Origin of the sequence: Streptomyces corynorhini, from assembly GCF_003346515.1 — a bacterium.
In the GTDB taxonomy this organism is placed as follows: Bacteria; Actinomycetota; Actinomycetes; order Streptomycetales; family Streptomycetaceae; genus Streptomyces; species Streptomyces corynorhini.
This window is the reverse complement of sequence record NZ_QQNA01000137.1, coordinates 1-17,395: the sequence shown is the minus strand read 5'-3', so window position 1 is coordinate 17,395 and position 17,395 is coordinate 1. Positions and strand designations below refer to the sequence as shown.

Below are 17,395 nucleotides of genomic sequence, written 5' to 3'. Positions count from 1 at the left end.
CACGGGAGTTCGCCGACGAGGTCGTGGGAGGAACGTTCCCGCAGGAGGAGCACACCTTCCACTAGGCCGTGTCTGACAAATAGCGCCGTCCGCCCGTAGGGCGGGGCTCGCGGCGTCTGGTGCGTGCGATCGCAAGGCGGAGGATCGCCCGTGTACTGGACGTACTCGGGCGACTCCGACAACGCAGCGAGCGTGCCAGGCGTCTCGAGCCAGGCGGGATTTGTCAGACACGGCCCAGGCGCTGTCCGACGCGTCCCGTCCGGCTCGCGGCCCCGGCACCGCACCAACGCACCCGCGCACCGCACCGCACCTACCGAAAAGCCACTGCCCGCACGAGCGACAGCCCGCCGATCTTCCCCCGTCGGCGGGCTGTCGCGCGCCCGCCGACCGGTTGTCCACAGGCTGTCGGCGGCTTGTCGGCGGATTGTCGGTGGCGGCTGGTCCACTGAGGCCATGAAGCGAAACGACAAGAACCCCAGCGGCGGCCGGACCGGCAACGCCGTGGAGGTGCGGGGGCTGGTCAAGCATTACGGCGCCACCAAGGCGCTGGACGGGGTGGATCTCGATGTCCGCGAGGGCACCGTCCTCGGTGTGCTCGGGCCCAATGGAGCCGGCAAGACGACGCTGGTCCGCATCCTCTCCACCCTCGTCAGGCCGGACGCGGGCAGCGCGATGGTCGCGGGGTACGACGTGCTGCGTCAGCCCCGCCAGCTGCGCCGCACCATCGGTCTGACCGGTCAGTACGCGTCGGTGGACGAGAAGCTCTCCGGCCGGGAGAACCTGTACATGATCGGCAGGCTCCTCGACCTGCCCCGCAAGGAGGCGAGGAGCCGCGCCGACGAGCTGCTGGAGCGCTTCTCGCTCACCGAGGCGGCGAAGCGTCCCGCGCTCCAGTACTCGGGCGGGATGCGGCGCAGGCTCGACCTGGCCGCGTCCATGATCGGCAGGCCCGCCGTCCTGTATCTGGACGAGCCGACGACCGGTCTCGACCCCCGTACCCGCAACGAGGTCTGGGACGAGATGCAGCGGATGGTGGCCGAGGGGTCGACGGTGCTGCTCACCACCCAGTACATGGAGGAGGCCGAGCAGCTCGCGAGCGAGCTGACGGTCATCGACCGCGGCCGGGTCATCGCCAGGGGCGGGGTGAACGAGCTGAAGGCGAAGGTCGGCGGCCGTACGCTGCAGATCCGCCCGGCCGACCCGGCCCAGCTGCCCGCGATGGCGCGGGCCGTCGCCGAGAGCGGTCTCGACGGCATCGGCGGCGCGCAGGCCGTCCCGGACGAGGACATGCTCTACGTCCCGATCCTGAGCGATCAGCAACTGACCGCGGTCGTGGGGCTCCTGAGCGAGCGCGGCTTCGCGATATCCCACATCGGCACTCATCTGCCCAGCCTGGACGAGGTGTTCCTGGCGATCACCGGCCAGAAGACCGCCGTCGAGCCCGACACCGCCCTTGAGGAAGCCTCGGTATGAACACGACCCCGACCACCACCACGACGGCGCCCCCGACGCCCCGGCCGGGCTCCGCCCCCGCCGGGCCGGGGACCGCCAGGACCCCGGCGGCCGCCTCCGGCGAGGGCCGGATCGGACTGCGCGGCAATCTGCGCCACATCGGCGCACTGGCACGCCGCAACGCCCTCCAGATCAAGGCGGATCCGGAGTCGATGTTCGACGTCCTGCTGATGCCGATCATCTTCACGCTGCTGTTCGTGTACGTCTTCGGCGGCTCGGTGGGCGCCAGCCTCGGCGGCTCGCGCGACGACTATGTGAACTACGTGGTCCCCGGGCTGATGGCGATGATCGGGATGAACGTCGCCATGGCCGTCGGCACCGGAGTGAACGACGACTTCCGCAAGGGCGTCATGGACCGGTTCCGGACGATGCCGATCGCCCGGTCGTCCGTACTGATCGCCAAGATAGTCGTCGAGATCGGCCGGATGCTGGTCGCCATCGCGATCCTGCTCGGCATGGGCTTCCTGCTGGGCATGGAGATCAAGACCTCGGTGCTCCACCTGTTCGCGGCCGTCGGTCTGTCCGCCGTGTTCGGCGCGTCCCTGATGTGGATCTTCATTCTGCTCGGCCTGACGATGAAGACGGCGCAAGCCGTGCAGGGCGTGGCCATGATCGTCCTGATGCCCTTGCAGTTCGGCTCCTCGATCTTCGCGCCGACGTCGACCATGCCGGGCTGGCTCCAGACGTTCACCGACGTCAACCCGCTCTCGAACCTGGCGGACGCGGCCCGCGCGCTGGTCAACGGGGGTCCCGTGGCGCACTCGGCGTGGATCACCCTGGCGTGGGCGGCGGGGATCACGCTGGTGACGGCGCCGCTGGCGGTGGCCAAGTTCCGCAAGAAGTCGTGAGACGGCTCGTCCGGCCCGCGCGGCCCGCGCGGCGCGACGCGGCGCGGGTCAGACGAGAGCGACGGCCTCCGCCTGGGTGAGGCGGGCGCCCTCGGCCCGCGCCGCCTCGAAACCGGCCGCACCGAGCGCGGCCACCACGACCTCGCGGGCGGCCACCATGATCTCCCGCTCCAGCGAGGTGCGGAAGTGGCCTTCGGGCAGGTGCCCCTCGTACGCGCCGATCAGCCGGGCGGCATCCCGTACCCGCTCGGGTCCGTTGTCCGGCCGGTCCGTCAGGGCCGTCAGGCCCGCCAGGGCCCAGCCGGCGATCATCAGATGGAGCGCGGCGAATTCGGGGGCCATCATCCGCGTCACCGGTGAGTCACAGATCTCCAGAGCCTTACGGGCCTTCTCCAGCCCTTGCGCGTACCGGCCCTCCAGACAGTCGAGCCAGGCGGAGAGGCCCACCAGGAAACTCCGGTGGAAGAAGTCACGGCCGCCGCCGTCGTGCGCGTCCAGCATCGTCTCCAGCTGCTCACGCGCCTCGCCGAGGCGTCCGCTGCGGCCCAGCACCATGACCAGGAAGAGCCGGGCGGCGGTCAGCGCCTCGAACCCGGTTTCCCGCCCGTCGCGCAGCACCTCGCGAAGGATGTGCTCCGCTTCCTCGTACCGGCCCAGCTCGACCAGGGGAGCCGCCAGCCGGGCGCGCAACAGGATGACCTGGCTCTGCACGCCCAGTCCCCCGGCGAGTTCGACGGCCAACCGGAAGTCCTCGCCCGCGCCCGCGTAGTCGCCGCACTTCTCCCTGGCCTCGCCCCGGGCGGAGAGCGCCTCCACCCGGCCCCAGGCGTCCCCGAGCCGTTCGAAGATCTCCAGGCTGCGATCGGCGTCGCGGACCGCCGCGCCCGCCGAGATCCCGCGGTTGGCGAGGACGTTGGCCCGGGTGTGGAGCACCATGGCCAGCTCCCATTCGTAGCCGGACTCCTCGCAGACGCGGACGGTCTCGTCCAGGCCGAACCGCAGCTGATCGCCGTTCCCGGTGAACACCGTCGCGAAGAACCAGAGGCTGCCCGGGTACCAGCAGGTCTGCGGGAGCCCAGGCCGGTAGGCGGTGGCCACGGCGTCCAGCCAGTCGTTCCTCGTGGGGTCGGCCCAGTTGCCCCGGCTGCGGTCGTCGTACAGCATCCCCAGCATCCGCACCCCGCGCCGGGCCTCCTGGAGGACCTCGGCGGACATCGGCGGCGGCATGTCCGTGACACGGTGCGCGATCGGCGGAGCCTGCTGGACGGGGCGGGCGAACGGATCGGGGCCGAGGGCCGCGACGGCGCCCGCCCACTGCCGGACGTCGGCGCGCAGGTCGCGCATCTGCCAGAACCAGACCAGGGAGAGGCCGACGCACAGCGCCTCCTGCTCGTCGTCGGCGGCGACGGCCCGGCGCAGCGCGCCGCGAATGTTCTCGTACTCGCGCTCGAACAGGGCGATCGCGGCGTTCTGTCCGGGCCCGCGCAACAGCGGGTCGGTGGTGCGCGCCAGCTCGCGGAAGTGCACGAGGTGCCGGTGCTCGACGAGCGTGCGCTCACCGGCCTCGTCGAGCCGCTCCGTGCTGTACTCGGCGACGGTTTCGAGCAGCCGGTAGCGCATGCCGCCGCCGTCGCGCGTCGGCGTGGCGACGACGAGGGACTTGTCGATGAGCGAGCCGAGGAGCGCGGCGACATCGCGGGACGCGACCGCGGGCCCGTCGGCAAGGTCGTGGGCAGGCTCGTCGATAGCGGGCTCGTCGATGGCAGGCTCGTCGGCGCAGACCACCTCGGCGGCGGGCAGGTCGCAGCCGCCCGCGAAGACGGACAGCCGCCGCAGGACCGCGCGTTCGGCTCCGTCCAGCAGCTCCCAGGACCAGTCGACCACGGCGCGCAGCGTCTGCTGGCGCGGCAGAACGGTTCTGCTGCCGCCGGTGAGCAGCCGGAACCGGTCGTCGAGGCGGTCGGCGATCAGGCGCGGGGTGAGCAGCCGCAGCCGGGCGGCGGCGAGTTCGATGGCGAGCGGCAGCCCGTCCAGCCGCCGGCAGATCTCGGCGACCGCCTCGGTGTCCTCGGCCGGGTCGAAGTCGGGCCGTACCGTACGGGCGCGCTCCGCGAACAGCCGGTGTGCCGGATCGGGCGCCAGCGGCCCCACCGGACGCACGACCTCACCGGGCACGCCGAGCGGCTCCCGGCTGGTGGCCAGAATGGTCAGCTCGGGGCAGCGCGCCAGCAGTTCGTGGGCGAGGGCGGCGGCGGCCTCGATCACATGCTCGCAGTTGTCCAGGAGCAGCAGCATGCGGCGCCGGGCGCAGTGCTCGGTCAGCCGGACGAGCGGCTCTCCCGCGTGCCGGTCGGCGGCCCGCAGCTCCTCGGCCCCGGCGCCGCGCAGCACGGTCTCGCGCGCTCCGAGCGCGGTCAGTACGGCCTCGGTGACGTTGTCCGGGTCGTTGACGGGCGCCAGCTCGGCCAGCCACACCCCGTCGGGCCACACGTCGGCCGCGCTCTCGGCGGCCTCCTGCGAGAGCCGCGTCTTCCCGGCCCCGCCGGGCCCGAGCAGCGTGACCAGCCGGGCCCGCCCGAGGTCGCCCCGGATCGCCTCGATGTCGTCCTCGCGGCCGACGAAGCTGGTGAGCCGGGCACGGAGGTTGCCGTGGCGGGCGGCGGGCTCGGGGGCGGATGCGCATGCGGGTACGGACGCGGGTACGAGTCCGGGTACGGGAGCGGCCGGGCCCGTCGGCGCGGTCCCGACCCCGTCGCCCGACCCGGCGCCCGACCCGGCGCCCGACCCGCCGCGCAGCAACTCCGTGTGCAGCGCGCGCAGTTCGGGTCCGGGGTCAGTGCCGAGCCGGTCGGCGAGATCGCGGCGGACCTGTCCGTACGCGGCGAGCGCCTCGGCATGGCGGGACGCGTCGCGCAGAGCGCGCACCCGGAGCGCCTGGAGGCGCTCGTCCAGGGGGAACCGGCCGCACAGCTCGACCAGCTCGGGCAGGACCTCCTCGGCCCGGCCGAGCGCGAGCGCGGCGGCCAGCCGGTTGCGGCGGGCGTCGAGCCGACGGGTCTCCCAGCGGACGGCTTCCCCCGTACGGTCGGGAAGGTCGTCCAGCGCGGGACCGCGCCAGAGCGCCAGCGCGTCGTCCAGCAGGCTCAGCGCCTTGACCGCGTCGCCCTGCGCCAGACACCGGGTGCCCTCGTCGGCGAGCACGCCGAAACGGTGCAGGTCGACGTCCTGGGCCTCCACGTGGAGCCGGTACCCGCCCCCGTCCGAGGCGATGGCACCCGGCCCGAGCGCCCGCCGCAACCGCCCCACCAGCGCCTGGAGCGCCCCCACGGCGTCCGCGGGCGGCTCCGCCGCCCAGACCTCCTCGACGAGCACCCCGACCGGGACCGTACGGCCGGGCCGCAGCGCGAGCACCGTCAGCAGCGCGCGCAGCCGCGCGCCGCCGAGGGCGACGGGCGAGCCGTCGGCGTGAAAGGCCCCGGTGGTCCCGAGGACGGAGATGCGCATGCGCCCATTGTCCGTGACGGCCGTCAGCACGGTCGCCGCGCGGTCACCGGAGGCGCCGGGGCGACCGTGGCCGCCGGGGCACTCCGTACGCCCGTGTCCGTGCATGCCTCTCCACCCCCAGGGGTACAGCATTCCGGGCACCGCACCCCGAGTCGAGGGGTTTTCGCCCGCGTGTCCTCAGGACAAGCGGGCGGAGAACGAGATCCCCGGGTGGCGGGAGAGCCGCGCGAAGAGGGTAGGGGGACACTTGACGGAGCGGATACGGGGAACCACGGCCCGTACCGCCGTACAGCCAGCCGTACCGCCGTATCGCCCGCCCGACAAGCCCCCTCTCGCACCACGCCCACCACACGCACCACATGTACCCCTCGTACCGACGGCACCACGGCACCACCGCACACCACGGCACCACGACACACACCGCACACCACCGCACACCACCGCACCGACAGCACCACCGCGCCGATCTCCCGGGAGCCCCGCCCATGACCACCGCCATCCGAAAAAGCGACCGGCGCATCTCCCCCGTCTTCCTCGGCATCGTCGCCGTCACGGCGGTCGCGGGATGGGCGGTGTGGACGGACTTCGCGGCGAGCGCCGGATTCGCCGTCTTCCTCTTCGTCACGGGCGGCTGGATCACCTCGCTCTGTCTGCACGAGTACGCCCACGCGCGCACCGCGCTGCACAGCGGCGACATCTCGATCGGGGCGAAGGGCTATCTGACGCTCAACCCGCTCAAGTACACGCACGCGCTGCTCAGCATCGTGCTGCCGGTGATCTTCGTGATCATGGGCGGCATCGGCCTCCCCGGCGGCGCCGTCTTCATCGAGCGGGGCCGTATCCACGGCCGCTGGAAGCACAGCCTCATCTCGGCCGCCGGGCCGCTCACCAACGTGCTCTTCGCCATCGTCTGCACGGCCCCCTTCTGGCTGCACGCCCTGTCCGGCGTCCCGACGGTCTTCCGCTACGCCCTGGGATTCCTCGCTCTCCTCCAGGTCACCGCTGCCATCCTCAACTTCCTGCCGATTCCGGGTCTCGACGGGTACGGGGTGATCGAGCCCTGGCTCTCCCTCAAGGTCCGCCGCCAGGTGGAGCCCTTCGCGCCGTTCGGTCTGCTGGCGGTCTTCGTGCTGCTCTTCTTCATTCCCGAGGTCAACAGGGCGTTCTTCGACGCGATCGACGCCATCCTGAGCGCTCTGGGCGTCTCGGACGTCGACAGCTACTGCGGCCGGAACATCTTCAGCTTCTGGATGACGCGGAACACGTACGTCTGCGGCCCGTGAGGCGGCTCAGCGCGGTGGTGCGGAGCCGGTTCAGCACTCCCCGGTTCAGTGCTCCCCCGCTCACCACTCCCCCGTTCAGCACTCCCCCGTTCAGTGCTCCCGGTTCAGTGCTCCCGGTTCAGCCCGTGGTGGCGGCCCGGTCGGCCCTGGCCCTGCGGAGGTAGTACCAGGCCATGTTGGACGAGAGCCCGGCGACCAGCACCCACACGACACCGAGCCACATGCCCTGGACGAAGGAGACGATGGCCGCCACGACGGCGAGGACACAGACGGCGAGGGAGTAGAGAGCGAGGCGCGGCATGGGGGACGGCTCCTGTCGGGGGCGTTCGGGAGTGCGGTCGTACGCGCTCCAGTGTCTCCCATGGCACCGGATGCCCGGGAGTGGCCCAGGAATGGCCCACGAGTGTCCCCCCGCACCTGTCGCGCTCCGGTCGCGCCCCGCCCGCTCCCTCCCCCGGGGAGGTACGGCCGTCGCTACACGTCCGTGACGCGCAGCCCCGCGTGCGCCTTGTAGCGCCGGTTCACCGAGATGAGGTTGGCGACGAGCGACTCCACCTGGTGCGCGTTGCGCAGGCGACCGGCGAAGACGCCGCGCATGCCGGGGATACGGGAGGCCAGCGCCTGGACGAGGTCCGTGTCGGCCCGCGCCTCACCGAGGACCAGCACGTCCGTGTCGATCCGCTCGACCGACGGGTCCTGCAACAGCACCGCCGACAGATGGTGGAACGCGGCGGTCACCCGGGAGTCCGGCAGCAGCGCGGCGGCCTGCTCGGCGGCGCTGCCCTCCTCGGGCTTCAGGGCGTACGCGCCCTTCTTGTCGAAACCGAGCGGGTTGACGCAGTCGATGACCAGCTTGCCCGTCAGCTCCTCGCGCAGGGACTCCAGGGTCTTGGCGTGGCCGTCCCACGGCACGGCGACGATGACCACGTCGCTGCGGCGCGCGCAGGTGGAGTTGTCGGCGCCCTCGACGCCGTTGCCCAGTTCCGCCGCCGCCGACTCGGCGCGCTCGGCGGCCCGGGAGCCGATGATCACCTTCTGTCCGGCGAGCGCGAGCCGGTAGGCGAGGCCCCGCCCCTGGTCACCCGTCCCGCCGAGGACACCGACGACCAGGCCCGAGACGTCGGGAAGATCCCACGGGTCCTTGGCCGGTGCCTTGGCCGGTGCCTTGGCAGGCGCGCTGACGGGCGCGCTGACGGGCGCCTCGGCAGAGGTGGAGGGCGCGGGGGAAGAGTGCGTACTGCCACTGTCCGTTGAAGTCATGAACCGAGCCTACTTCTCGGTAGGCCGCCGGAAACCTCATGCCAGGAGGCCCCGTTCGGGTGAGACGTCGCCGACCCGCCGCGCCACGTGCCGTACTGCGGCAGGATGCGGGCGCATGGATGCCGTACGTGTCGCGCTGCTGCGCGAAGTCCTCGCCGGGACGGAGTGGCCGTCCGCGACCCGCAGGTTCGCGGGGGCGCTGCGCTCCGCCGTCGTCCCGCAGGGGGGCGGGCTGCTGCTGGTCGGGACGGAGGAGTACGAGCCCTGGCACCTGGCGGCGCACCTCGTGGACGAGGCCGCGTGGTCGGGTCAGCCGGAGCTGAATCCGACGCTGGTACGGCACCGGGTACGGCACGACGACCCCGCCCATCTCGCCGTCGGCCTCGGCCGACTGGAAGCGGCGGGCCGGGGCGAGACCCTCCTCGTCGTGGCCCCGGAGCGCCCGGACGGCGGTCTGCTGGAGCGGGTGCACGACGCCCGGCGCGCCGGGGCGACGGTGCTGGCGCTGGACGGCGGGGACGCCGAGGTGCACGGGCTGGCGCACGACGCGCTGACCGTGGGGGCGTCGGACGCGGCGCAGGGTGTGAGCCTCGACACGGTGCAGCACCTCGTGTCGGCGGCCACCGGCGAGAACAGCCTCCCCGCGCCGCGCGGGCGGCGCCGCTTCCAGGACCGGCTGTCCCGGCTCGCTGACCAGCTGACGGCGCCGCCACCGTCCCGCTGGTGACCGTCGGCGCCCGGAGACAACCGGCTTGCCCTCCCCCGCTCCCGGCGCCGATCATGGCCCCTCGTGACCAGAACGCCCGGCGCGATCCTGCCCGACCTCACCCCCTTCCGTTCCTCGCGGCAGTTCCGGCTGCTCTGGGTGCAGGGGCTGGTGACGTACTTCGGCAGCTCGATGGCCATGATCGCGCTGCCGCTCCAGATCAAGGACCTCACCGATTCCCCGCTCGCGGTCGGCGCGATGGGCGCCGTCGAGCTGGTGCCGCTGATCGTCTTCGGGCTGTACGGGGGCGCGCTGGCCGACGCCGCCGACCGGCGCAGGGTGATCCTCCTGTCGGAGGCGGGGCTCGGGCTGCTGGCCGTCGTACTCCTCGTCAACGGGCTGCTGCCCGAGCCCGCGCTGTGGCCGCTGTACGTGGTCGCGGCCGGGGTGTCCGCGCTGGCGGGGCTGCAGCGCCCGGCGCTGGACTCGCTCATGGCGCGGATCGTGCCGCACGACCAGCTCACGGCCGCCGCCGCGCTCAACTCGCTGCGCTGGCAGATCGGGGCCGTGGCCGGTCCTTCGCTCGCCGGGGTGGTCGTGGCGTACGCGGGCGCCCCCACCGCGTACGCCGTCACCGTCGCCGGCTTCGCCGTCTCCGTACTGATGTGTCTGCGCCTGGCGCCGGCGCCGCCGTCCGGGGAGGCGGACCGGCCGTCGCTCCGGACGATCGCGGAGGGCGCGCGGTACGCGTGGAGCAAGCCGGTGCTGCTCGGCACGTACGCGATCGACCTCGCCGCGATGTTCTTCGCCTTCCCACTGGCGATCTTCCCGTTCCTCGCGCAGGACCTGGACGCCGAATGGGCACTGGGGCTGATGTACGGGGCGATCCCGCTGGGTTCCATCGTCGTCAGCCTCACCAGCGGCTGGGCCTCGCGGGTCCGGCGGCACGGCCGGATGGTGGCGCTCGGCGCGGCGGGCTGGGGGCTGGCGATGGCGGCGGCCGGATGGATGTCGAACATCTGGCTCGTGCTGCTCTGTCTCGTCGCGGCGGGCGGCGGCGACACCATCAGCGGTCTGGGCCGCTCCACGATCTGGAATCAGACCATCCCGGAGGAGTTCCGGGGCCGCCTGGCGGGCATCGAGGTGCTCTCGTACAGCTGCGGCCCGCAGCTCGGCCAGGTGCGCGCGGGCGCCATGGCCGGCTGGACCGGGACCCGTACCGCTGTCTGGAGCGGCGGGCTGGCGTGCGTGGCGGCGGTCGGGCTGCTGGCGGGCGTGCTGCCGAAGCTGCTGACGTACCACGCCGACACGGACGAGGACGCGCTGCGGCGCCGCGCCCAGAAGGCCGGGGGCCAGGCGGGTGAGGGCCGGGCGGACGAGCCGCTGGCGGAGCCGCTGCCCGGGGCGGAGCGGACGGCGGCGGAGCGGACGGCGGCGGAGCGGACGGCGGCGGACACCCCGTAGCCGTAGCGGCCGGAGCGCCGGGTCACGCCGCGAGCGGGCGGGCGGGCTCGCTCGCGGCGTGGCGCCGCTCCTCCTGAGGAGTGTCCGGGCGCCGCGCGCCAGGCGGGTCTGTCAGACAGAGCCCTAAGGAGTGTCCTCGTCCTTCTCCGGGCCCTTGGAGTCGTCGTGCCACTTGGGATCCGTCTCCCACTCCAGGTTCCGGTCCCGGGCTGTCTGCATCGCGTGCTCGGCCTCCTGGCGCGAGGTGTACGGGCCGAAGCGGTCCTTGGCCGGGCACTCGGGGCCCTCCTCGACCTTCTGGTGCTTCAGGCAGTAGTACCACTCGCCGGGCTTACCGACCGTGCGCTTCTTGAACAGGGCCATCGTCGGCTCCTTCCTCTGACGCCATGCTGCCCCACACCGGCCGGCCGGACCCACCGCACGGGGCGGACATCGCGGCGGGGCCGGGTCCCGCGCCGCCTTGTGACGGTCGGTCTAAACTCGCTGGCATGTCTGGCCAGTCACTGCTCGTACCGGGGCAGCTCTCTCCCGTCCGTTCCGTTCCCGGAAAAATCCGGCGCCCCGAATATGTCGGGAAGCCCGCTCCTACCCCGTATGCCGGGCCGGAAGTGCAGACCGCCGAAACGATCGAGCGGATGCGGATCGCCGGGCGGATCGCCGCGCGGGCGATGGAGAAGGCCGCCGAGCACATCGCGCCCGGGGTGACCACGGACGAGCTGGACCGGGTCGCGCACGAGTTCATGTGCGATCACGGCGCCTACCCCTCGACGCTCGGCTACCGGGGCTTCCCCAAGTCCCTGTGCACCTCGGTCAACGAGGTCATCTGCCACGGAATCCCCGACTCCACGGTCCTGCGCGACGGCGACATCGTGAACCTCGACGTCACCGCGTACATCAACGGCGTACACGGCGACAACAACGCCACCTACCTGTGCGGCGACGTCGACGAGGAGTCCAGGCTGCTGGTCAAGCGGACGCGCGAGTCGCTGGACCGCGCCATCAAGGCCGTACGGCCCGGTCGCCAGATCAACATCATCGGGCGGGTCATCGAGTCGTACGCCAAGCGGTTCGGCTACGGCGTGGTCCGGGACTTCACGGGCCACGGCATCAACTCGTCCTTCCACTCCGGGCTGATCGTCCCGCACTACGACAGCCCGCACGCCACCACCGTCATCCAGCCGGGCATGACGTTCACCATCGAGCCGATGCTCACGCTCGGTACGTACGAGCACGACATGTGGGACGACGGCTGGACCGTGGTGACGAAGGACCGCAAGCGGACCGCGCAGTTCGAGCACACGCTGGTGGTGACGGACACGGGGGCCGAGGTCCTGACGCTCCCCTGACCACCCACTGACCGTTTTAGGCACTTTTACGCCATAGCTCGGCCTACATCGGACCGTTTTTTACCGACAGGCCGTCGGGAAACTGTTGACTTAGGTATGCCTAAGTAAGAATATCGGTGGGGACGGCGGCGCGGAAACGCGCTGCCGCCGTCGGCCGGCATTCGCCTGCTCCCGTTCCCCTCGGTCTCCGGAGGCCCGCCTTGGACGCAACCGCCACTCCCTTCTCCACGCTCATCCGCACCGCCTCGCACGAGCAGCACACCGTGGCGAACAACTCGAACTTCATGAGTGATCTGCTGGGCGGACGGCACGGGGTCGACGCGTACACGCGCTACACGGAGCAGCTGTGGTTCGTGTACCGCGCACTGGAGGAGGGCACGGAGGCTCTGCGGCAGGACCCGGTCGCCGGGCCCTTCATCCAGCCCGAGCTGGCGCGCGCGCCCCAGCTGGAGCGCGACCTCGCCCACCTGCGCGGCGCGGACTGGCGTACCGGGCTCGAACCGCTGGCGTCGACGGTCGCGTACACCACGCGGGTCCAGGAGTGCGTACGGACGTGGCCCGGCGGGTTCGTGGCCCACCACTACACGCGCTACCTCGGGGACCTCTCCGGCGGCCAGGTCCTGCGGGACAGGGCCGAACGGACCTGGGGGTTCGACCGCAAGGGCGACGGCGTGCGGTTCTACGTCTTCGAGGAGATCAGCAACCCGGCCGCGTACAAGCGGAGCTACCGCGAGCTGCTGGACTCGGTGGCGGCGGACGACCTGGAGAAGCAGCGGATCATTGATGAGTGCAAGCGCGCGTTCGACTTCAACGTGGCGGTTCTCAATGAGCTAAGCGACCAGTTCCCGCTGAGCGCGTAGCGCGCGAGCACAGCGCAGGCGGCAGGCGGCAGGCGGCAGGCGGCAGGCGGCAGGCGGCAGGCGGCAGGCGGCAGGCGGCAGGCGGCAGGCGATCGAGGATCCCGGCATGGGCTGCCGAGGCAGCACACCACCCGGGCCGCGCCACGGGGAGGATCAGACGGTGCCGACCAGCGCCCGGGATGTGCCGGGCATCCGCGAAACCGGCGTCACGGGCGAGTGCCGACATCTCGTGCGGGGCGTGGAAGCTGATGAACGGCGTGCCGGTCACCCGTCGCCCGTCGCTCGTCGCCCGTCGCCCGTCGCTCGTCGCCATGGGTCCCGTGGCGGCTCAGTGGGCGGTGAGCAGCCGCACCCGGCCGCCGATCTCGATCGTCCCGTCCGGACCCGGGGCCGTGATCAGCTGCGATCCCCGGCCCTGCGTGATGTTCAGCGCGCGCCCCAGCAGCGCCGTGAGCAGCAGGGCCGCCGCGCCGGTGGCCTCGTCCTCCACGACGCCGCCGTCCCGGCGCGGGAAGGCCCGCGCCCTGACGCGACCGGCCGCCTCGTCCTCCCAGGCCCACGCGTAGAGCCAGCCCTCACCCGGCGGCGGCGCGGGCAGCGCCTCGATCTCGGCGGCGGACGCGTACCGCTGGAGCGTGCGCGGCGGCGCCCACTCCGGGCGGGCGGTGATCCAGGTGAACTCGCCGTCCTGGCGGACCCACACCTCTCCCGCCGGGGGGTTCACCACTTCCAGATCGAGTAGCCAGGCCACCCCGACCAGCGGATGCCCGGCGAAGGGAAGCCGCAGCCCCGGCGTGTGGATGTCGACCACGCCGCGATCGGGATCGTCGACGAACACCGTTTCGCTGTAGCCGAGTTGGGCGGCGATGGCCTGCCGGTCCGCCTGGTCCGGGTGGTGCCGCCCCTCGCGGACGACCCCGAGCGTGTTGCCGTACCGCCCGTCGGCGGCGCAGAAGACGCTGAGGACGTCGATGTCAAAGATGTCAGCCACCCGCGCATTCAAACACGGGGGCCGCGGAAGGACCGTTCGGCTTCCGGACCACTGCCTTGCGGACCGCTGCCTTCCGGGGCATCTCCTTTTGCGGTGTCGCCATCTGCGGTGTCGCCTTCCGAGGTGTCGCCTTCCGAGGCCGACCAGCTCGCCAGGAGCCTCAGCCCGTCCTCGGCGGCGGTGCCGGCCGGTGCGCTGTAGACGACCACGGACTGTCCGGTGTCGCCGGGCAGGGCCATCGCCTCATGGTCCAGCTCCAGGTCACCGACGACCGGATGCCTGAACCGCTTCGTCCCCTCGCGGAAGACGTGCACGTCATGGGCGCCCCACAGGACGCGGAAGCTGTCGCTGCGGGTGGACAGCTCGCCGATCAGGTTCGACAGCTCACGGTCGTAGGGGTTCCTGCCCGCTTCGACGCGCAGCGCGCCCACCGCGCCCCTGGCCACCTGTTCCCAGTCGGTGTAGAGGCGCCTTGCCGAGGGGCCCAGGAACACGAACCGGGCGGTGTTCGCCCCGGCGGTGGGGTCGGCGTACATCTCCGAGTACAGCGCTCGGGCAAGGGGATTGGCGATCAGGACATCGAAGCGGTTGTTCTGCACGAACGCGGGCAGCCCCGGCATCCCCTCGACGATGCGCCGCACCCCCGGCCGCACCCCCGGCCGCACCTGCGCCGACTCGGCGGCGGGTACGGACCGCCGCCGCGCCCGGCCCGTCGCGGCCTGGGCGGCGCGGGCCAGGTCGTACAGGTGAGCGCGCTCGATGTCGTCCAGGCGCAGGGCCAGGACCAGGGCGTCCAGCACGCCGTCGGAGACACCGCCGAGACTGCCGCGCTCCAGACGCGTGTAGTACTCCACACTCACCCCGGCCAGGACAGCGACCTCGCTCCGGCGCAGCCCCGTCACCCGGCGATTGCCGTACGACGGCAGCCCCGCCTGCTCGGGGGTGATCCTGTCCCGGCGCGACTTCAGAAACGCGCGGATTTCCTGCCGGTTGTCCATTATTCCAGGTTAAGGGCGTCGCGCCCGGCGGGGAGTCCCTGCCAGTACCCCTCTCAAGGGGGACTCCCCGCTCGCGAGCGGACCGCCTTGACTCGTCACCGTCCGAACAGCTTCGAGGCTTCACGGTCCGCTCCAACCGTTTCGACCACGTCGTCACCCTTTCCGGAAGGAACGCGCTCCCATGCAGTACCGCACCCTTGGAAACAGCGGGGTCCTCGTCTCCAACCTGGCCCTCGGCACCATGAACTTCGGGACCCCGGAGACCTCCCAGGAGGAGGCGTTCGCCCAGTTGGACGCCTTTGTCGAGGCCGGGGGCAATCTCATCGACACCGCCGACGTCTACAACGGAGGCATCGCGGAGGCGACCGTCGGCCAGTGGCTGGCCGCCCGTCCCCGCGACATCACCGACCGCGCCGTCATCGCCACCAAGGGCCGCGTGCGGACCGGCGACGACGTCAACGACGCCGGCCTCTCCCGGCGCCATCTCGACCGCGCGCTCACCACGTCGCTGCGCCGCCTCGGCACCGACACCGTCGACCTCTACCAGGTGCACGCCTGGGACCCGCTGACCCCGGTCGGGGAGACGCTGTCGTTCCTGGACTCCGCCGTCCGCGCCGGCAAGATCCGCTACGTGGGCCTGTCGAACTTCACCGGCTGGCAGCTCCAGCTCGCCGTCTCCACCGCCCGCGCCCACGGCTACGAGGCCCCGGTGAGCCTCCAGGCGCAGTACAACCTCGCCACCCGCGAGACCGAATGGGAGATGCTGCCCGCGGCCCGGCACAACGGGCTGGGCGTGCTGGCCTGGTCGCCGCTGGCGAGCGGGTTCCTCACCGGCAAGTACACCCGCGACACGGAACGCGCACCCGACACCCGGGCGGGCGAGGACCACGCGCTGTACCGGTACACCTCGTCCAACTACGAGACCTCCGACCGCACCTGGAGCGCGGTGGAGGCCGTACGCCGGGTCGCCGACGACACCGGCGCCACCCCGGCCCAGGTGGCACTGAGCTGGGTCGCCAACCGCCCCGGCGTCGTGTCCGCCATCGTCGGCGCCCGCACCCTCCAGCAGCTCACCGGCAGCCTCAGCGCCGCGGACCTGCGTCTGGCGGCCGACGCCCTGACCACGCTCGACGCCGCGAGCGACCCGGCACCGGCCCCGTACCCGTACGGCCCGTTCGGCTCGGCACAACGCCACCGGGCGACGAGCGGCCCCGAGGCCCTCGGCGCGCTCATCGAGGCACACGCGGAAGCCGCGGCCTCCGGGGGCCGGGGCGGGTCCCGATAGTGCCGCGCGGGGGTTGAACCGGGAGGAGACGGAGCCGCCGAAGTGGCTTTCGGCGGTCGGCGGTCGGCGGTCGGCGGTGCAACGGGTGAGGCGCGGCTCCGCGATGACCCGGACGTCGACGACCGGCCCGGTCGTGGCGGGTCCGGGTCCCGGCCCCGGCCCCGGCCCCGGTCCCGGTCCCGGTCCGTCGAGGATCGCGGCAACGAGCTGGCCGCCGAACGCCGTCGTGACGCCACACCCGTGCCGCACACCTCCCAGGCACAGCCTCGACGGCGGGAGGTGCGACCACTGCGGCCGAGCCCGTCAGTCCGTACGGCCACCGGCACGACGCCGCAGCCACGCGGCCTCCGTGGGCGTCAGGTTGGGGTCGGCCAGCTTGGCCTCGACGGCCTCCCGGATCCGTCCCCCGGGATCGGTCGCGCACCCCTTGCGCATGCTGCGCAGAAACAGGCTCCGTCCCAGTCGCGCGGTCAGTTGGGGAACCTCCGCACCGGCGACCGTGACGATGGTCATCGCCACATCGGCGGCCGGATCACCGGCCCCCGCGTTGCACCAATCGATCACCATGGGGCCCTGCTCGGTCAGAAGAACGTTGCCCGGGTGCAGGTCCAGGTGCAACACCCGGTCATCGCCCGCCGTACCGAACCGCCGGGGCAGCCACTCCGGCGCGGGCAGCGCGTGAAGCCTGTCGTGGAGCCCGCCCAGCATCCGGCCGAGTGCGGCGACCCGCCATGGACGGCCGGCCAGCACCTCCAGCATGGTCGGCCCGGTCAACCGCTCCAGGACCATGTCGGTGTCCGTGGTCTCGTACACCTTCGGAACGGGATACTCGGAGGCGGCCAGATGCCTCATCAACCGCGCCTCCAGCCCGGTCGGCCCCCCGTTCCGGTACCGCCGCAGCACCCTGGACTCGTCCAGGGCATACACATCCGCGTCCCGCCCCCGCGCTATCAGCTCCACGAGCGGCAGTCTGTCCCGGCCACATACCGCCTGCCAACCCTGCGAACATCACACGATGCGACGCACGACCCCGCGCACGGCCCCACGCACGATCGCGCGGTTTCCAGGAAGCAACGAGGCTTCGCCACGCCGCCGTGCGGGTGGGCTGTGCGGGTGGGTGGGCCCTGCGGGGCACGCGGTAGTGGTGTGGGGTGGCCCGGCTCCGGTTCGGCGACTGGCCGTCCGTTGTGGGCTGGGATTCATGCCCCGCTGGTCACCACTCGTGTGATGGTGCGGGTCAGTACCAAGAGGTAAGCGAGCTGAACCAGCACCATTCATGACGAGTGGGGGCCGCCCCTCTCGCTTTGAGTTTCGCACCTCCGGGCCGGGAGTAAAGGG

The 17,395-nt window shown here is 72.3% G+C and carries 15 protein-coding genes; 8 read left to right on the top strand and 7 right to left on the bottom strand.

Annotated elements, in window-relative coordinates; genetic code table 11:
• The first annotated feature begins 453 nt into the window (after window positions 1–453).
• Both DVH02_RS18170 and DVH02_RS18165 read left to right on the top strand, forming a co-directional pair.
• A complete protein-coding gene (locus tag DVH02_RS18170) occupies window positions 454–1,473 on the top strand; it encodes an ATP-binding cassette domain-containing protein (protein WP_114624869.1) in 1,020 nt (339 codons plus the stop codon).
• On the top strand, window positions 1,470–2,360 hold the full coding sequence (locus tag DVH02_RS18165) for an ABC transporter permease (RefSeq protein ID WP_114624868.1): 891 nt from the start codon (window positions 1,470–1,472) through the stop codon (window positions 2,358–2,360). The genes DVH02_RS18170 and DVH02_RS18165 overlap by 4 nt, the downstream gene beginning before the upstream one ends.
• Window positions 2,361–2,408: 48 nt before the next feature.
• Here the strand turns inward: DVH02_RS18165 and DVH02_RS18160 are convergent, their stop codons facing one another.
• Window positions 2,409–5,864, bottom strand: a complete 3,456-nt coding sequence (locus tag DVH02_RS18160) for an AfsR/SARP family transcriptional regulator (RefSeq protein ID WP_114624870.1) — start codon at window positions 5,862–5,864, stop codon at window positions 2,409–2,411.
• 485 nt (window positions 5,865–6,349) lie between these two features.
• On the opposite strand from DVH02_RS18160, the gene DVH02_RS18155 reads away from it, so the two are divergent.
• Window positions 6,350–7,147, top strand: coding sequence for a site-2 protease family protein (locus tag DVH02_RS18155; protein WP_114624867.1), 798 nt, complete (start codon window positions 6,350–6,352; stop codon window positions 7,145–7,147).
• A 118-nt stretch (window positions 7,148–7,265) separates the two neighbouring features.
• Here DVH02_RS18155 and DVH02_RS18150 read toward each other — a convergent pair whose 3' ends face one another.
• Together DVH02_RS18150 and npdG are read right to left on the bottom strand one after the other, a co-directional pair.
• Entirely contained in the window at window positions 7,266–7,448 is a 183-nt protein-coding gene (locus DVH02_RS18150) for a hypothetical protein (RefSeq protein WP_114624866.1), read from the bottom strand.
• Between the two features lie 173 nt (window positions 7,449–7,621).
• On the bottom strand, window positions 7,622–8,407 hold the full coding sequence (gene npdG, locus DVH02_RS18145; RefSeq protein ID WP_114624865.1) for an NADPH-dependent F420 reductase: 786 nt from the start codon (window positions 8,405–8,407) through the stop codon (window positions 7,622–7,624).
• A gap of 115 nt (window positions 8,408–8,522) precedes the next feature.
• Between npdG and DVH02_RS18140 the strand changes: the two genes are divergently transcribed.
• Window positions 8,523–9,134, top strand: coding sequence for a hypothetical protein (locus DVH02_RS18140; RefSeq protein ID WP_114624864.1), 612 nt, complete (start codon window positions 8,523–8,525; stop codon window positions 9,132–9,134).
• Between the two features lie 63 nt (window positions 9,135–9,197).
• Window positions 9,198–10,577 (top strand): MFS transporter, encoded by a 1,380-nt coding sequence (locus DVH02_RS18135; protein WP_114624863.1) that lies wholly within the window; start codon window positions 9,198–9,200, stop codon window positions 10,575–10,577.
• Window positions 10,578–10,700: 123 nt separating this feature from the next.
• On the opposite strand, the gene DVH02_RS18130 is transcribed toward DVH02_RS18135, so the two are convergent.
• Window positions 10,701–10,940, bottom strand: coding sequence for a hypothetical protein (locus DVH02_RS18130; protein ID WP_114624862.1), 240 nt, complete (start codon window positions 10,938–10,940; stop codon window positions 10,701–10,703).
• A gap of 125 nt (window positions 10,941–11,065) precedes the next feature.
• On the opposite strand from DVH02_RS18130, the gene map reads away from it, so the two are divergent.
• Window positions 11,066–11,923, top strand: a complete 858-nt coding sequence (gene map / locus DVH02_RS18125) for a type I methionyl aminopeptidase (RefSeq protein ID WP_114624861.1) — start codon at window positions 11,066–11,068, stop codon at window positions 11,921–11,923.
• 200 nt (window positions 11,924–12,123) lie between these two features.
• Entirely contained in the window at window positions 12,124–12,783 is a 660-nt protein-coding gene (locus tag DVH02_RS18120) for a biliverdin-producing heme oxygenase (protein WP_114624860.1), read from the top strand.
• A gap of 328 nt (window positions 12,784–13,111) precedes the next feature.
• Here DVH02_RS18120 and DVH02_RS18110 read toward each other — a convergent pair whose 3' ends face one another.
• Window positions 13,112–13,765, bottom strand: coding sequence for a PhzF family phenazine biosynthesis protein (locus DVH02_RS18110; protein WP_407697642.1), 654 nt, complete (start codon window positions 13,763–13,765; stop codon window positions 13,112–13,114).
• Between the two features lie 17 nt (window positions 13,766–13,782).
• Window positions 13,783–14,772, bottom strand: a complete 990-nt coding sequence (locus DVH02_RS18105; protein ID WP_114624858.1) for a helix-turn-helix transcriptional regulator — start codon at window positions 14,770–14,772, stop codon at window positions 13,783–13,785.
• A gap of 181 nt (window positions 14,773–14,953) precedes the next feature.
• On the opposite strand from DVH02_RS18105, the gene DVH02_RS18100 reads away from it, so the two are divergent.
• On the top strand, window positions 14,954–16,057 hold the full coding sequence (locus DVH02_RS18100; protein WP_114624857.1) for an aldo/keto reductase: 1,104 nt from the start codon (window positions 14,954–14,956) through the stop codon (window positions 16,055–16,057).
• A 303-nt stretch (window positions 16,058–16,360) separates the two neighbouring features.
• On the opposite strand, the gene DVH02_RS18095 is transcribed toward DVH02_RS18100, so the two are convergent.
• Window positions 16,361–17,017 carry a phosphotransferase gene (locus tag DVH02_RS18095; protein ID WP_114624856.1) on the bottom strand — a complete coding sequence of 219 codons (657 nt, stop codon included), beginning with the start codon at window positions 17,015–17,017 and terminating at the stop codon, window positions 16,361–16,363.
• Between the last annotated feature and the right edge of the window lie 378 nt (window positions 17,018–17,395).

What these genes read in the sequence shown, in the direction of transcription:
- DVH02_RS18155 (WP_114624867.1), top strand. Translation starts at nt 6,350, where the DNA reads ATGACCACCGCCATCCGAAAAAGCGACCGGCGCATCTCCCCCGTCTTC.
- DVH02_RS18170 (WP_114624869.1), top strand. Translation starts at nt 454, where the DNA reads ATGAAGCGAAACGACAAGAACCCCAGCGGCGGCCGGACCGGCAACGCC.
- DVH02_RS18160 (WP_114624870.1), bottom strand. Translation starts at nt 5,864, where the DNA reads ATGCGCATCTCCGTCCTCGGGACCACCGGGGCCTTTCACGCCGACGGC.
- DVH02_RS18150 (WP_114624866.1), bottom strand. Translation starts at nt 7,448, where the DNA reads ATGCCGCGCCTCGCTCTCTACTCCCTCGCCGTCTGTGTCCTCGCCGTC.
- npdG (WP_114624865.1), bottom strand. Translation starts at nt 8,407, where the DNA reads ATGACTTCAACGGACAGTGGCAGTACGCACTCTTCCCCCGCGCCCTCC.
- DVH02_RS18100 (WP_114624857.1), top strand. Translation starts at nt 14,954, where the DNA reads ATGCAGTACCGCACCCTTGGAAACAGCGGGGTCCTCGTCTCCAACCTG.
- DVH02_RS18105 (WP_114624858.1), bottom strand. Translation starts at nt 14,772, where the DNA reads ATGGACAACCGGCAGGAAATCCGCGCGTTTCTGAAGTCGCGCCGGGAC.
- DVH02_RS18165 (WP_114624868.1), top strand. Translation starts at nt 1,470, where the DNA reads ATGAACACGACCCCGACCACCACCACGACGGCGCCCCCGACGCCCCGG.
- DVH02_RS18130 (WP_114624862.1), bottom strand. Translation starts at nt 10,940, where the DNA reads ATGGCCCTGTTCAAGAAGCGCACGGTCGGTAAGCCCGGCGAGTGGTAC.
- DVH02_RS18140 (WP_114624864.1), top strand. Translation starts at nt 8,523, where the DNA reads ATGGATGCCGTACGTGTCGCGCTGCTGCGCGAAGTCCTCGCCGGGACG.
- map (WP_114624861.1), top strand. Translation starts at nt 11,066, where the DNA reads ATGTCTGGCCAGTCACTGCTCGTACCGGGGCAGCTCTCTCCCGTCCGT.